The 12,821-nt window shown below is 72.7% G+C and carries 13 protein-coding genes; 4 read left to right on the top strand and 9 right to left on the bottom strand.

All coding sequences use genetic code 11. The features are described 5' to 3' along the window. Positions 1 to 146 precede the first annotated feature (146 nt). Genes AOM07_RS07095 through AOM07_RS07085 form a run of 3 tightly spaced genes read left to right on the top strand, consistent with a single transcriptional unit; the run spans position 147 to position 2,010 of the window. The gene (locus AOM07_RS07095; RefSeq protein WP_062312238.1) at positions 147 to 575 is read left to right on the top strand and encodes a DUF6325 family protein; all 429 of its coding nucleotides are present in this window, start codon (positions 147 to 149) and stop codon (positions 573 to 575) included. A 14-nt stretch (positions 576 to 589) separates the two neighbouring features. Next, the gene (locus AOM07_RS07090; protein ID WP_369401204.1) at positions 590 to 970 is read left to right on the top strand and encodes an SHOCT domain-containing protein; all 381 of its coding nucleotides are present in this window, start codon (positions 590 to 592) and stop codon (positions 968 to 970) included. Further along, on the top strand, positions 967 to 2,010 hold the full coding sequence (locus AOM07_RS07085) for a TIGR00341 family protein (RefSeq protein WP_062524809.1): 1,044 nt from the start codon (positions 967 to 969) through the stop codon (positions 2,008 to 2,010). Before AOM07_RS07090 ends, AOM07_RS07085 begins: the two co-directional genes overlap by 4 nt. 27 nt (positions 2,011 to 2,037) lie before the next feature. Here the strand turns inward: AOM07_RS07085 and AOM07_RS07080 are convergent, their stop codons facing one another. The 6 genes from AOM07_RS07080 to AOM07_RS07055 form a co-directional block, all read right to left on the bottom strand. Then, positions 2,038 to 2,499: a GyrI-like domain-containing protein gene (locus tag AOM07_RS07080; RefSeq protein WP_062312229.1), complete on the bottom strand. Its 462-nt coding sequence runs from the start codon at positions 2,497 to 2,499 to the stop codon at positions 2,038 to 2,040. 82 nt (positions 2,500 to 2,581) lie between these two features. Next, the gene (locus tag AOM07_RS07075) at positions 2,582 to 4,567 is read right to left on the bottom strand and encodes an ABC transporter ATP-binding protein (RefSeq protein ID WP_084830166.1); all 1,986 of its coding nucleotides are present in this window, start codon (positions 4,565 to 4,567) and stop codon (positions 2,582 to 2,584) included. Further along, the gene (locus AOM07_RS07070; protein WP_062312227.1) at positions 4,567 to 6,297 is read right to left on the bottom strand and encodes an ABC transporter ATP-binding protein; all 1,731 of its coding nucleotides are present in this window, start codon (positions 6,295 to 6,297) and stop codon (positions 4,567 to 4,569) included. The genes AOM07_RS07075 and AOM07_RS07070 overlap by 1 nt, the downstream gene beginning before the upstream one ends. A 4-nt stretch (positions 6,298 to 6,301) precedes the next feature. After that, complete coding sequence (locus AOM07_RS07065) at positions 6,302 to 6,901, bottom strand: TetR/AcrR family transcriptional regulator (protein ID WP_156171856.1); 600 nt, start codon at positions 6,899 to 6,901, stop codon at positions 6,302 to 6,304. A gap of 25 nt (positions 6,902 to 6,926) precedes the next feature. Further along, the gene (locus AOM07_RS07060) at positions 6,927 to 7,571 is read right to left on the bottom strand and encodes a GNAT family N-acetyltransferase (RefSeq protein WP_062312221.1); all 645 of its coding nucleotides are present in this window, start codon (positions 7,569 to 7,571) and stop codon (positions 6,927 to 6,929) included. Next, complete coding sequence (locus tag AOM07_RS07055) at positions 7,568 to 8,521, bottom strand: FUSC family protein (RefSeq protein ID WP_156171855.1); 954 nt, start codon at positions 8,519 to 8,521, stop codon at positions 7,568 to 7,570. The genes AOM07_RS07060 and AOM07_RS07055 overlap by 4 nt, the downstream gene beginning before the upstream one ends. 36 nt (positions 8,522 to 8,557) lie before the next feature. Between AOM07_RS07055 and AOM07_RS07050 the strand changes: the two genes are divergently transcribed. Further along, positions 8,558 to 9,496, top strand: a complete 939-nt coding sequence (locus AOM07_RS07050; protein WP_156171854.1) for a trimeric intracellular cation channel family protein — start codon at positions 8,558 to 8,560, stop codon at positions 9,494 to 9,496. On the opposite strand, the gene thrB is transcribed toward AOM07_RS07050, so the two are convergent. The 3 genes from thrB to AOM07_RS07035 are packed head-to-tail and all read right to left on the bottom strand — an operon-like array spanning position 9,497 to position 12,788. Then, a complete protein-coding gene (gene thrB / locus AOM07_RS07045; protein WP_062312213.1) occupies positions 9,497 to 10,429 on the bottom strand; it encodes a homoserine kinase in 933 nt (310 codons plus the stop codon). 5 nt (positions 10,430 to 10,434) lie between these two features. Then, positions 10,435 to 11,493: a threonine synthase gene (gene thrC / locus AOM07_RS07040; protein WP_062312209.1), complete on the bottom strand. Its 1,059-nt coding sequence runs from the start codon at positions 11,491 to 11,493 to the stop codon at positions 10,435 to 10,437. Beyond that, positions 11,493 to 12,788: a homoserine dehydrogenase gene (locus AOM07_RS07035; RefSeq protein ID WP_439644916.1), complete on the bottom strand. Its 1,296-nt coding sequence runs from the start codon at positions 12,786 to 12,788 to the stop codon at positions 11,493 to 11,495. The genes thrC and AOM07_RS07035 overlap by 1 nt, the downstream gene beginning before the upstream one ends. Between the last annotated feature and the right edge of the window lie 33 nt (positions 12,789 to 12,821).

The following is a 12,821-nucleotide window of genomic DNA, read 5'->3' as shown; positions in this document are numbered from 1 at the left end:
TGGTGGTGATGCGCGTCACGTCGGCGGCACCGGGTGCCGCGGCATCGTCCCTCGTTCCTGTTGCCGCCCGCTTGCGGCGGGCCTAGCCTGCGAGGTGGGGGCGCGCGGGCGTCCCGGGCCCCGCCTTCGAGCCAAGGAGCAGCGCCATGATCGGTCCCGTCGAGATCGTCACCATAGCCTTCGCGGAGAGCCGGTTCGACGGCTCGATCCTCGCGGAGATCAAGAAGCTCGTCGAGACGGGGGTGATCTCGATCGTCGACGCCATCGTGGTCCACAAGAAGGACGACGAGTCCGTCGAGATCCTGGAGCTCGCCGAGATCACCGACGACCCGGAGGTGTCCGCGCTGAGCGAGCTGCTCGCGCGCCTCGACGGGCTCCTCAACGACGAGGACGCGGAGATCCTCGCCGACTCGCTGCCGCCCGGCGCGTCCGCCGCGATCCTGTGCTTCGAGCACTCGTGGGTGGTGCCGCTGCGCGACGCGATCGCCGCCGCCGGCGGCGAGCTGCTCGACACCGTCCGGGTGCCGGGCCCGGTGGTGCAGGAGGTCCTCGACGCGGTGCGCGCCGAGGCGTAGAGAGGAGCGGGACGATGCGCAGGATGGGACGGCCGGGACTGGTCGGGACGATGGCGCGGACGGCGGTCATCGCCGGCACCGCTCAGGCGGTCGGCGGACGCGTGTCGCGCCGCCAGAACCAGCGCTGGAGCGCGCAGGAGCAGCAGGCCCAGCAGGAGCAGTACGCACAGGAGCAGGCCGCCTACCAGCAGCAGCAGTCGCAGGCGCAGGTCGCCGCGATGCAGGCGGAGCTCGCGCAGCTCCAGCAGGCGCAGGCGGCGCCGCAGGTCGCCGCGGCCCCCGCCGCGGGCGGCACCGACCTCATGGGCGAGCTGCAGAAGCTCGCGCAGATGAAGGAGGCGGGCATCCTCTCGGACGCCGAGTTCGCGGCCGCCAAGGCGAAGCTCCTCGGGTGACCACCCCCGCGTCGACACCACGCGAGTCGCGCCGCGGCGCGAAGCTCAACTCTGTCGACTATATGCGGGAGGCGGTCCTCTTCGAGGGCGAGCGGGTCCGCGCGCAGCACACCCGCTTCTGGCTGCTGCTCATCCTCGCGTCGATCATCGCGACCGCGGGCGTGGTCGCGGACTCGACCGCGACGGTCATCGGCGCGATGATCGTCGCCCCGCTCATGCGGCCGATCCAGGGCACGATGCTGTCGACCGTGCTGGGCGACCACCGCAACCTCGTGCGGTCGATGTGGCTGATGATCGCGGGCGCCCTCGCGGCGATCGGCGTGGGCTTCGTGATCGGGCTCATCGTGATCCAGCCGATCACGGCGGCGACGAACGCGCAGGTTGCCGCCCGCGTCTCCCCCGGCGTCGTCGACCTCCTCGCGGCGCTCGCCACCGGCGTGGTCGGCTCGATCGCGCTGCTGCGCTCCGACATCTCCGACACCCTGCCCGGCGTCGCGATCGCGATCTCGCTCGTGCCGCCGCTCGTGGTGGTCGGGCTCACCTTCGAGTCGGGCGCGTGGTCGCAGGGCCTCGGCGCGCTGCTGCTCTTCGTCACGAACGTCGCGGCGATCCTCGCGACCGGGTCCGTGGTGATGGCGATCTACGGCTTCGCGAACGTCCGGATCGAGATGGCCGAGGACAAGGAGGCCGAGCGGCGCCGCCGCGCGCGCTCGTACCTCACGACGATCGTGCTCGTCGTCATCGTCGCGGTGCCGCTGTCGTACTCGACCGCGCACACCATCGAGTCGCGCTCGCGCATGGGCCGCGTGACGTCCTTCGTCGACGACGCGACGCAGGGCACGCGCTGGGACCTCGTGTCCGTCACGCCGCGCGAGGCCGGCCGCATCCACGTCATCGTGAAGGGCCAGCCGCCCCTGCCGGACATGGAGAAGGTGTACCAGGCGATGGAGGACGACGGGCTGGACACCACGCTCATCGAGATCGAGCTGGTGCCCACCTACACGTTCGACTCCGAGCACCTCGAGACCCCCGAGACCTGAGCCGGGCGGCAGGCCTCGGGCGGCTCCTCAGGCGGCGACGGGGAACTCGATGCGGGTGCGCAGCTCGTCCTGCGGCGTCACGTCGGGGTCGTCGACGTAGATCTCGCGCGGGCCGCCGGCGAGCCGGAGGCCGCGCTCGCCGATCGCCGCCGCGATCGCGCCGTAGGTGGCACCGAGCTCGGCGTACGGTCCCACGTGCGTCGCGGTCGCGACCATGCCGCCGGGCAGCGTCTGCACGTCGACGCCGTCGAGCTCGGCGACGTCGGGATCGATGGGCACCGCGATGACCATGAGGAGCGGCTGCCCCTCGACCATCGACTCGGGGTACCACGCGAGCGGCGGTCCCGCGGGGGTGAGCCCGCGGCTGTCGATCGCCGTCATGACGGCGCCGAAGGCCTCCGCCATCGCGGGCCCGATCTCCTCGACCGGCGTCCGCCGGGTCACGGATGCCACCGGCATCGGCTCCACCTCGACGACCTCGAGCTCCATGCGCGCCTCCCGCGCGGGCGACCCACGGCGGACCGGAACCGCGCTCCACGCCAGCCTACGACCGGCGGCGAGGCGACGCGCGTCAGCCCCGGTCGACCCCCAAATCGTCCAGCTCCTCGCCCCGGTGCGGCGGGGCGCCGGGGTGCGGCACCGACGGGTCGTCGAAGACGGTGGCGAGCTCGCCGGTGGTGGGGTCGACCGGGTCGATCGGCGGCTCCACCTCCTCGAGCGGCGCCGCGAACTGCGCCTCGTACAGGCGCGCGTACGCGCCCTTGGCCGCGAGCAACTGGTGGTGGTTCCCCTGCTCGACGATCGCCCCGTTCTCCATCACGAGGATGAGGTCAGCGTCGCGGATCGTGGACAGGCGGTGCGCGATGACGAAGGCCGTGCGGTCCTTGCGCAGCTCCGCCATCGCGCGCTGGACGAGCAGCTCGGTGCGGGTGTCGACCGAGCTGGTCGCCTCGTCGAGGATGAGCACCTGCGGCCGCGCGACGAACGCGCGCGCGATGGTGACGAGCTGGCGCTCGCCCGCGGACAGGTTGGTCGCGTCGTCGTCGAGCACGGTGTCGTAGCCGTCGGGCAGCGAGTGCACGAAGCGGTCGACGTAGGCGGCGCGCGCGGCGTCGAGGATCTCGTCCTCCGTCGCTCCCGGGCGTCCGTACGCGATGTTGTCGCGGATGGTGCCGCCGAACAGCCACGTGTCCTGGAGCACCATGCCTGTGCGCGAGCGCAGGTCCTGGCGGGACATCTGCGCGATGTCCGTGCCGTCGAGCGTGATGCGCCCGCCCTCGAGCTCGTAGAACCGCATGATGAGGTTGACCAGCGTGGTCTTGCCGGCGCCCGTGGGGCCCACGATCGCGACCGTGCGCCCGGGCTCGACCGTGAGGTCGAGGTCGTCGATGAGCGGCTTGTCCTGCACGTAGCGGAAGGACACGTCCTCGAACACGAGGCGGCCGTGGTCGTCCGCGGGCGTCGCGGCGGGGTCCGCGTCCGCGCCCTGCTCGTCGGCGTCGAGCAGCTCGAACACGCGCTCGGCGGACGCGACGCCCGACTGCAGCAGGTTCGCCATCGAGCCCAGCTGGCTGATGGGCTGCTGGAACTGGCGCGAGTACTGGATGAAGGCCTGGACGTCGCCGAGCGTCATGGTGCCGCTCGCGACGCGCAGCCCGCCGATGACGGCGATGGCGACGTAGACGAGGTTCCCGATGAACATCGCGCTCGGCATGATGATGCCGGAGATGAACTGGGCCCCGAAGCTCGCCTCGTACAGCTCCTCGTTCTTGCGGGCGAACTCGGCCTGCGACTCGCGCTTGCGCCCGAACACCTTGACGAGCCCGTGGCCGGTGTAGCCCTCCTCGATCTGGGAGTTGAGGTCGCCGGTGTGCTTCCACTGCGCGACGAACTTGGGCTGCGAGCGCTTCGCGATCTGGGCCACGAGCACCGCGGTGAGCGGGATCGACACCAACGCGACGAGCGCGAGCTCCCACGAGATCGAGAACATCATGCCGAGGATGCCGATCACGGTGAGGAGCGAGATGAACAGCTGGCTGAGCGTCTGCTGGAGCGTCTGCGAGATGTTGTCGATGTCGTTGGTGACGCGGCTCAGCAGGTCGCCACGCTGGTGGCGGTCGAAGTAGCTGAGCGGCAGGCGGTGGATCTTCTGCTCGACGCTCTCGCGGAGCCGGAACACGGTGCGCTGGGTGACGCCGTTGAGCAGGAAGCCCTGGAGCAGGCCCAGGATCGCCGAGCCGATGTAGATGACGACGACCCACAGCAGGATGCCGTGGAGCTTGGGGAAGTCGACGCCGCCGGCGAGGAAGCCCTCGAAGATCACGGTGGTCGCGTTGCCCAGGATCTTGGGGCCGACGACGGACAGGGCGACGGACCCGGCGCCCAGGACGACGACCACGATCACGAGCGCCATCTCGGGCTTGAGCAGCCCGGCGAGCCGCTTGCCCGACTCCTTGAAGTTCGACGCCTTCTCGGTGGGGGCGCCCATGCCGGGGCCCATGGGGCCGCCGTGCTGGCGCTGCGGGGGACGGTTCTTGGTCTCGGTGCGCTCGCTCATCAGGCCACCTCCTCCGCTCGCAGCTGGGTACTGACGATCTCCTGGTACGTGGGCGACGTCTCCAGGAGCTCGGCGTGCGTGCCGCGGTCGACGATGCGCCCGTCCTCCATCACCAGGATCTGGTCCGCGTCGACGATGCTCGAGACGCGCTGGGCGACGACGATCACGGTCGCGTCCGTGACGTCGCGGTCGAGGGCGGCGCGCAGGCGCGCGTCGGTCGCGGTGTCGAGCGCGCTGAACGAGTCGTCGAACACCAGCACGTCCGGCTGCCGCACCAGGGCGCGGGCGATGGACAGGCGCTGGCGCTGGCCGCCCGAGACGGTGGTGCCGCCCTGCGCGACGGGGGTGTCGAGCTGCTCGGGCATGGCCCGCACGAAGTCCTCGCCCTGGGCGATCGCGAGCGCCTCCCACAGCTCCTCGTCGGTGGCCTCCTCGCGGCCGTACCGGAGGTTGCTCGCCACGGTCCCCGCGAAGAGGTACGGGCGCTGCGGCACCACGCCGATGCGCGACCACAGGGACTCGAGGCGCGCGCCGCGCACGTCGACGCCGCCGACGAGGACGGAGCCGCCGGTCGCGTCGTACAGCCGCGGGATGAGGTTGACCAGGGTGGTCTTGCCCGCGCCGGTCGAGCCGATGATGGCGGTCGTGGTGCCGCGGCGCGCGGTGAACGAGATGTCGGCGAGCACCGGCTGCTCGGCGCCCGGGTACGTGAAGGTGACGTTGTCGAAGACCACGTCGCCGGTCGAGGGGACCTCGACCGCCGCATCGGCCTCCGTCACGGTCGACCGGGTCGCGAGCACCTCGCCGATGCGGTCCGCGGACACGGACGCGCGGGGCACGAGCACGAACAGGAACGTCGCCATGAGCACGGAGAACAGGATCTGGATGAGGTAGCTGAGGAACGCGGTGAGCGCGCCGACCTGCATCTCGCCCGAGTCGATGCGGTAGCCGCCGAACCAGATCACCGCGGCGGAGCCGAGGTTCACGACGAGCAGCACGAGCGGGAACATCGCGGCCATGAGGCGCCCGGCCTTGAGGGCGGACTCGGTGACGAGGTCGTTGGCCTCGGCGAAGCGCGTCTCCTCGACGGGCTCGCGGACGAAGGCGCGGATCACGCGGATGCCCGTGAGCTGCTCGCGCAGCACGCGGTTGATGCCGTCGATGCGGGTCTGCATGCGGCGGAAGTGGGGCACCATGCGCCACACGATGAGCAGCACGATGACGAGCAGCAACGGGATCGCGACCGCCATGATCCACGACAGCTCGGGGTCCTGGTCGATCGCGAGGATGACGCCGCCGATGAGCGTGAACGGCGTCGTCATGAGCATGGTGCAGGTCATGAGGACGAGCATCTGGACCTGCTGGACGTCGTTGCTCGTGCGGGTGATGAGCGACGGGGCGCCGAAGCGCTGGACCTCGGCCTCGGAGAACGACCCGACGCGCCCGAAGATGTCGCGGCGGAGGTCGCGGCCCACGCGCATCGCGAGCTTGGCGCCGAAGTACACGGCCGTGATGGTGACGGCGACGCCCACGAACGACAGCGCGAGCATCCAGCCGCCCATGCGCCAGATGTAGCCGGTGTCGCCGGTGGCCACGCCCTTGTCGATGATGTCGGCGTTGAGCGTGGGCAGGTACAGGTTCACCATCGCTTGCGCGAACTGGAACACGACGACGCCCACGAGGAGGCGCCAGTACGGCCTGACCGAGCTCACCAGGAGCTTCCAGAGCATGGGATCAGTCCCCTTCCTTGGCGATGCCGCGCAGGATGAAGTCGGCGAGCTCGGACGGGTCCGAGGTGCCTCCGTTGGTGAGGAACGGCATCGTGGTGCCGAACACCAGGATGCGCAGATAGTCGACGGCTGTCGCGACGGGGACGCGCAGCCGGTGCGCGTCGGGCTCGAGCAGGCGGGCCACGACGCCGGTGGTCTCCCCGAGCGGCGGATTGCGGTGCGGGTGGTCCTCGCCCGCGCGGTGACGGGCGTGGTCGCGCGGGCCGAGCGCCGTCATGAAGCGCACGACGGCCGACACACGCCGGTGCATGAGGGAGACGACGCGCTCGATCTTGTCGTCGAGCGGGAGCGCCGCGTCGATCGCGTCGAGGTCGGCGAGCAGCTCGGTGGGGTCCATCACGCGGGTGATCGCGGCATCGATGAGCTCGGTCTTGTCCGCGAAGGCGCGGAAGACGGTGCCCTCCGCGATGCCGGCGGCGTCCGCGATCTCGCGCGTGGTGACCTCGGCGCCGCGCTCGAGGATGAGCGGGATCGCGGCGTCGACGATCGAGGCGCGTCGCTGATCGGGGGCCATGGGGGCCGCCCGCCGGGTCCGGGTGGTCACCGGCTCACCCTAAGTGAGTGAGCACTCACTCCGCAAGCGGGGAGGCGTCTCCGGCGGCGGGTGCGGCACCGCCGCCCTCGTCCGCGCGAGCGGCGAGGCTGCGGGCGAACGTGACCGTCGCCTCGTCCCCGCCCACGGGCGCGAAGCCCACCCGCGGGTAGAACGCCTGGGCGCCCGCGTTGGCGCGCTCGGCGACGAGGTGGACGCCGGGCACGCCGCGCCCCGCGAGGAGGCGGCAGGCCGCGTCGACGAGGGCGCGCCCCGCTCCCCTGCCCTGCTGGTCGGGCAGGAGGTCGATGTGGAGGTGGGCGGGGTAGGCGGCGAGCTGCGGGATCAGCATGCGGCCGGGATCCGCGGCCGACGGCAGCAGCCACGCGTCGTCGGGAGTGCGCTCGGCGTGGGTCGGGCCGACGCGCGGCCACCACTCGTCGACGAACCACCGCTGGAACGCCCCGGTGTCGGACGTGCCGAGCACGTAGCCGCGGGCCTCGCCGCCGTCGTCCCACACGAGGCAGAAGCCGCCGGGGCCGTGGAGGTACGGCGTCGCGTAGACGTCCGTGAGGACCGTGTCGTCGCCGAAGCGGCCCGTCGCATCGTCCCCTTGCGCGCCCGTGAGGAGGCAGATGCGCGCGATCGCAGCGTGGTCCGCGGCGGTCGAGGGGCGGATCATGGCGACTCCTCGGCACGCTCGAGGCGCGCGATCAGCAGCGCCAGGGCGCTCGCGAGGACCACACCCACCACCGTGAGGCCGATCCGCTGCAGGGCGGCGTCCCACGCGCCGGCCGTCGACGCGGCGCCGGCCAGGAGGACGATGACGGCCGCGGTGAACGCCGCGCCGCGGATCTCGTCCTTGGCGATGCTCCACGCCAGCCCGCCCACCGCGGCGGCCACCGCGAGCGCGATCGCCAGCCACGTCGGCAGCACCGACGCGAGCACCGCGCCGACGAGCGTGCCGACCACCGTGCCGACCACCCTGCGCCGCGCGCGCGCCGTGGTCTCGCCGCGGACGGGCACCAGGACCGCGCTGAGGGCGACCACGAGCCACAGGGCGTGCGCGAGCTCGAGCGCGCGCCCGATCCCGATCGCAATCCCCGAGCCGGCGGCCAGGGCGGCCACGTAGGCGATGGTGGTGCGCCGCGGCAGCGCCGCCGCAGGAAGCTTCGCGAGCCCGAGCGCCGCGAGCGCGAGCGGCACCGCGACGGCGGCCGCCGCGACGCCGGCCGCCGCGGCCCATGGGCCGATGTCGGCGGCGACGGTGCCGGCAACCGCGAGCACCACCGGCGCCGTGCCGGTCACCGGGCCGTAGCGGAGCACGACGGGGTACGTCACGACGGCCGAGGCCGCCGTCAGGAGGCCCAGCACCAGCGCATCGTCCCGCGCGAGGGTCGCGCCCGCGGCCAGGACGGCGATCGCGACGCCGAGCGCGATCGCGTGCCACCGCGGCCCGCTCATCAGCGAGACCATCACGACGGTGAGACCGCCCAGCGCCGCACCGACGCCGGCGCCGACCCCGGCCACCACGCCGACCGCCACCGCCACCGCGACGAGGACCGCCACGACGACGCCTGCCAGCCGCAACGCCTTCCCGGGCGGCAGGATCGCCGCTCTTCCTGATCCCATGCGACGAGCCTAGGGGCACGCCCGTAGGCTCGTGCCGTGATCGTTGCAGCAGATCTCATCGACATGCCCCAGTGGATCTACGTGGCCGCCGTGTTCATCGGCGCGCTCGGCGGAGCGATCCGCGCCGGAGAGGACGAGCACACGGACCTCGTCGGGGTCCTGACGCTCTCCGCCGCCATGGGCTTCGGCGGCGCGATCATCCGCGACGTCCTGCTCGGGCGTCTCCCCCCGCAGTCGCTGCGCGACCCGTCGTACTTCGTCGCCGCCGGCGTCGCGGCGGGCATCGGGATGCTGTTCCTGTACTACCTCCGCAAGCTCGGCCAGCTGCTGTGGTGGCTCGACTCGATCATCATCGGCGTGTTCGCCGTCGTCGGCGTCAACACCGCTCTGCTCACCGGCGTCCGCTGGCTCCCGGCGATCGTCATCGGCATGATCGCCTCCGTCGGGGGGCTGATGCTGTGCGACGTGCTCCAAGGACGGCCGTCGTCGATCATGTACATGGGCCCGCCGAACGCCGTCGCCGGCCTCGGCGCCGGCGTCGCGTACGTGTTGCTCGCCCGGCCGACGGAACCGATCGTCACGCTCGTGCTCTCGACCGCCGTCGCCGTGCTGATCCGGCTGTCCGGGCAGGTGTTCCACGTGAGCGTGCCGCAGCCCCGCAAGCACGCGTACGAGCTCAAGATGCGGCGCGCGTTCCGGGTCGCACGCAAGGAGGGCACGCTCCCCGAGGGCATCGGCGAGCTTAGCCCCGCCACCGGCTCCCTCGCCGCGGTGACGCTCGCGCATCCGCAGCCGACCGCCGAGCCCGAGGTATGGGACGAGACCGACGATGCCGCGGACGCGGGCGCGGCCACCGAGACCCTGGTCATCGACGAGTACGGACCCGGGCTGGGGCACGCCTCGCCGTCGCAGGAGTGGGCCGCGGCCGTGGAGGCGGAGGACTCCGAGGAGCCCAAGGAGGACGGGACGGCCTAGCTAGAGCCGCACCCCGGTCGCGCCGGTCACCCGCTCGCGGGTGTGGATGCAGTGCCAGCGGTCGCCGCCGATGCCCTCGGCCCAGGTCAGCAGGCCGCTCTCCAGGCCCTCGGCCTGCAGCCCGGTGCCGAGCACCAGCACCGAGGGGCCGGCGCCGGAGACCACGGCCGCGAGCCCGCGCGCGCGCAGCTCGCGGACCATCGACGTCGCGGGCCCGAGCACGTCGGCCCGGTACGTCTGGTGGAGCTTGTCCTCGGTCGCGGCGAAGAGGTCCTCGGGGCGTCCGGCAAGCGAGTTCACGAGCAGCGCGGCGCGGCCGACGTTGAACGCCGCGTCCACGTGCGGCACCTTGGGAGGCAGGACCGCACGCGCCTCCTTGGTCGGCAGCGTCGAGCCGGGCACCAGCACCGCGGTCTCGATCTCGTCGGACACGAGGAGCGGGCGCGCGTGCACGCCCGACGCGTCCTTCCACGCCACCGTCGCGCCGCCGTAGATCGCGGGCGCGGCGTTGTCGGGGTGCCCCTCGAACGCGTTCGCGAGCCGCAGCACCTCCTCGGCCGGCAGCGCCTCGGGCTCCGCGATGAGCGAGCGCGCCGCGACGATGCCCGCCACGACGGCCGCCGCGGACGAGCCGAGGCCGCGGCCGTGCGGGATGCGGTTGACCGCGCGGATGTGCAGCCCGGTCTGCGAGGCGCCCACGTGGTCGAGCGCCGCGCGCAGCGCCTGCACCACGAGGTGGTTCTCGTCGCGCGGCAGCGACGCCGCGCCCTCGCCCTCGATCTCGACCTCCACGGAGGACGATGCGACGGCCCGCACCTCGAGGTCGTCGACCAGGCCCAGCGCCATGCCGAGCGCGTCGAAGCCGGGACCGAGATTGCCCGCGGTCGCGGGCACGGACACGCGGACGTGGTCCGCGGCGAGCCGCATCGCCATGGCGGCTACAGGCCGAGCGCCGCCGCGGCGGCCTCGACGTCGACGGGGATGACCGTCGGGTCGACCTCGCGGTCGCCCAGCGCGGTCGCGGTGTCCTTGAGCCCGTTGCCCGTCACGGTGCACGTGATGGTCGCGCCGCGCGGCACCTCGCCCAGCGCGGCCGCCGCGAGCAGGCCCGCGATCGGCGCCGCGGAGGCGGGCTCGACGAACACGCCGACGTCCGCGGCCAGGCGCGCCTGCGCGGACAGGATCTGGGCGTCGGAGACGGCGCGGATCCAGCCGCCGGACTCGTCGCGCGCGTTGATCGCGAGGTCCCACGAGGCGGGCTTGCCGATGCGGATCGCGGTCGCGACCGTCTCGGGGTCCTTGATGGGGTGGCCCGCGACGAACGGCGCGGCGCCGGCCGCCTGGACGCCCCAGATGCGCGGCGTGCGCGAGGCGATGCCGGCCTCGGCGTACTCGGTGAAGCCCATCCAGTACGCGGAGATGTTGCCCGCGTTGCCGACGGGGAGCATGTGGATGTCGGGGGCGTCGCCCAGCTGGTCGACGATCTCGAAGGCCCCGGTCTTCTGTCCCTGGAGGCGGTACGGGTTGACCGAGTTCACGAGCGCGATCGGGTAGTTCTCGGACAGCTCGCGCACGATGTCGAGGCACTCGTCGAAGTTGCCGTCGACCTGCACCAGGTCCGCGCCGTGCACGATGGCCTGCGCCATCTTGCCGGCCGCGATCTTGCCCTGCGGGATCATCACGACGCAGCGCAGGCCCGCGTGCGCGGCGTACGCCGCGGCGGAGGCGGAGGTGTTGCCGGTCGACGCGCACACCACGGTGTGGTCGCCGTCCTTGACGACCTGCGTGATCGCGGAGGTCATGCCGCGGTCCTTGAAGGAGCCGGTCGGGTTCATGCCCTCGACCTTGACGAAGACCTCGGCGCCGACCTCGGCGGAGATCGACTGGGCGTGCACGAGCGGCGTGCCGCCCTCGCCCAGGGAGACGATGCGGTCGCCCTCCTCGAACGGCATGCGGTCCAGGTACTCGCGGACGATGCCGCCCCACACGTGCGCCACTACTCCCCCTCGATCCTCAGCACGGACTTCACCTCGGCGACCGCGTCGCTCGCGCGCAGGTCCGCCACCGTCGCGCGCAGGTCGCGCTCGGGCGCCGCGTACGTCGACAGGATCAGCCCCGCGTGCGTCTGCCCCGGCACCTGCCGGACGATCTCGATGCCCACGCCGTGCTTCTGGAACACGGTCGCGACCGCCGCGAGCACGCCGGGGCGGTCCTCGACCGCCATCCGCACCGAGTAGCGCGTGAGCGCGGCGTCCATCGGCAGCACCTCGTGCACCGCGTAGTTCGACTCGCGCGGGCCCTTGCCGCCGATCGCCTTGTGGCGCGCGACGGACACGATGTCGCCGAGCACGGCGGACGCGGTGGGCGTGCCGCCGGCGCCCTGGCCGTAGAACATCAGCCCGCCCGCGGACTCGGCCTCGATGAAGACCGCGTTGAACGCGCCGTGGACGCCCGCGAGCGGGTGGTCCTCGGACACGAGCGCCGGGTGGACGCGCACGGTGACGCCGCCCTCGGTGCGCTCGGCGATCGCGAGCAGCTTGATGACCTGGTGCGTCTCGCGCGCCGCGATCACGTCGTCCGCGGTGACGGCGGAGATGCCCTCGCAGTAGACGTCGGACAGCGCGACCCGCTGGTGGAACGCGAGGGACGCGAGGATCGCGGCCTTGGCCGCCGCATCGTGCCCCTCGACGTCCGCGGTCGGGTCGGCCTCGGCGTAGCCGAGCTCCTGCGCCTGCTTGAGCGCGACGTCGTAGGACAGCCCGCGCCGCGTCATCTCGTCGAGGATGTAGTTGGTGGTGCCGTTGACGATGCCGAGGATGCGCGTGATGTGGTCGCCCGCGAGCGACTCGCGCACGGGCCGGACGAGCGGGATCGCGCCGGCGACGGCGGCCTCGAAGTAGAGGTCCACGTTCGCGGCGTCGGCGGCCTCGTACAGCTCGGGGCCGTGGGCCGCGACGAGGGCCTTGTTCGCGGTGACGACGGAGGCGCCGCCCGCGATGGCCTCGAGGATGAGCGTGCGGGCCGGCTCGATGCCGCCCATGAGCTCGACCACCACGTCGGCGTCCGCGACGAGCGCGGAGGCGTCGGACGTGAGGAGCTCGCGCGGCACGTGGGGGCCGCGGTCCTTGGACGTGTCGCGCACGTGGATGCCGATGATCTCGAGCGGCGCGCCCACGCGCGCGGCGAGGTCCTCGGCCTCCTGCGTCAGCAGGCGCACGACCTCCGAGCCGACGGTTCCGGGGCCGAGGATGGCGACCTTGACGGGGGTGAGGGGGCTGGGCACGGCTCCCACTTTAGCGTGAGGGCAGGCACGTCCCGGGCGGCC

Origin of the sequence: Demequina rhizosphaerae (assembly GCF_000971255.1) — a bacterium.
GTDB classification, from domain to species: domain Bacteria; phylum Actinomycetota; class Actinomycetes; order Actinomycetales; family Demequinaceae; genus Demequina; species Demequina rhizosphaerae.
This window is presented reverse-complemented; position numbering and strand designations above follow the sequence as displayed.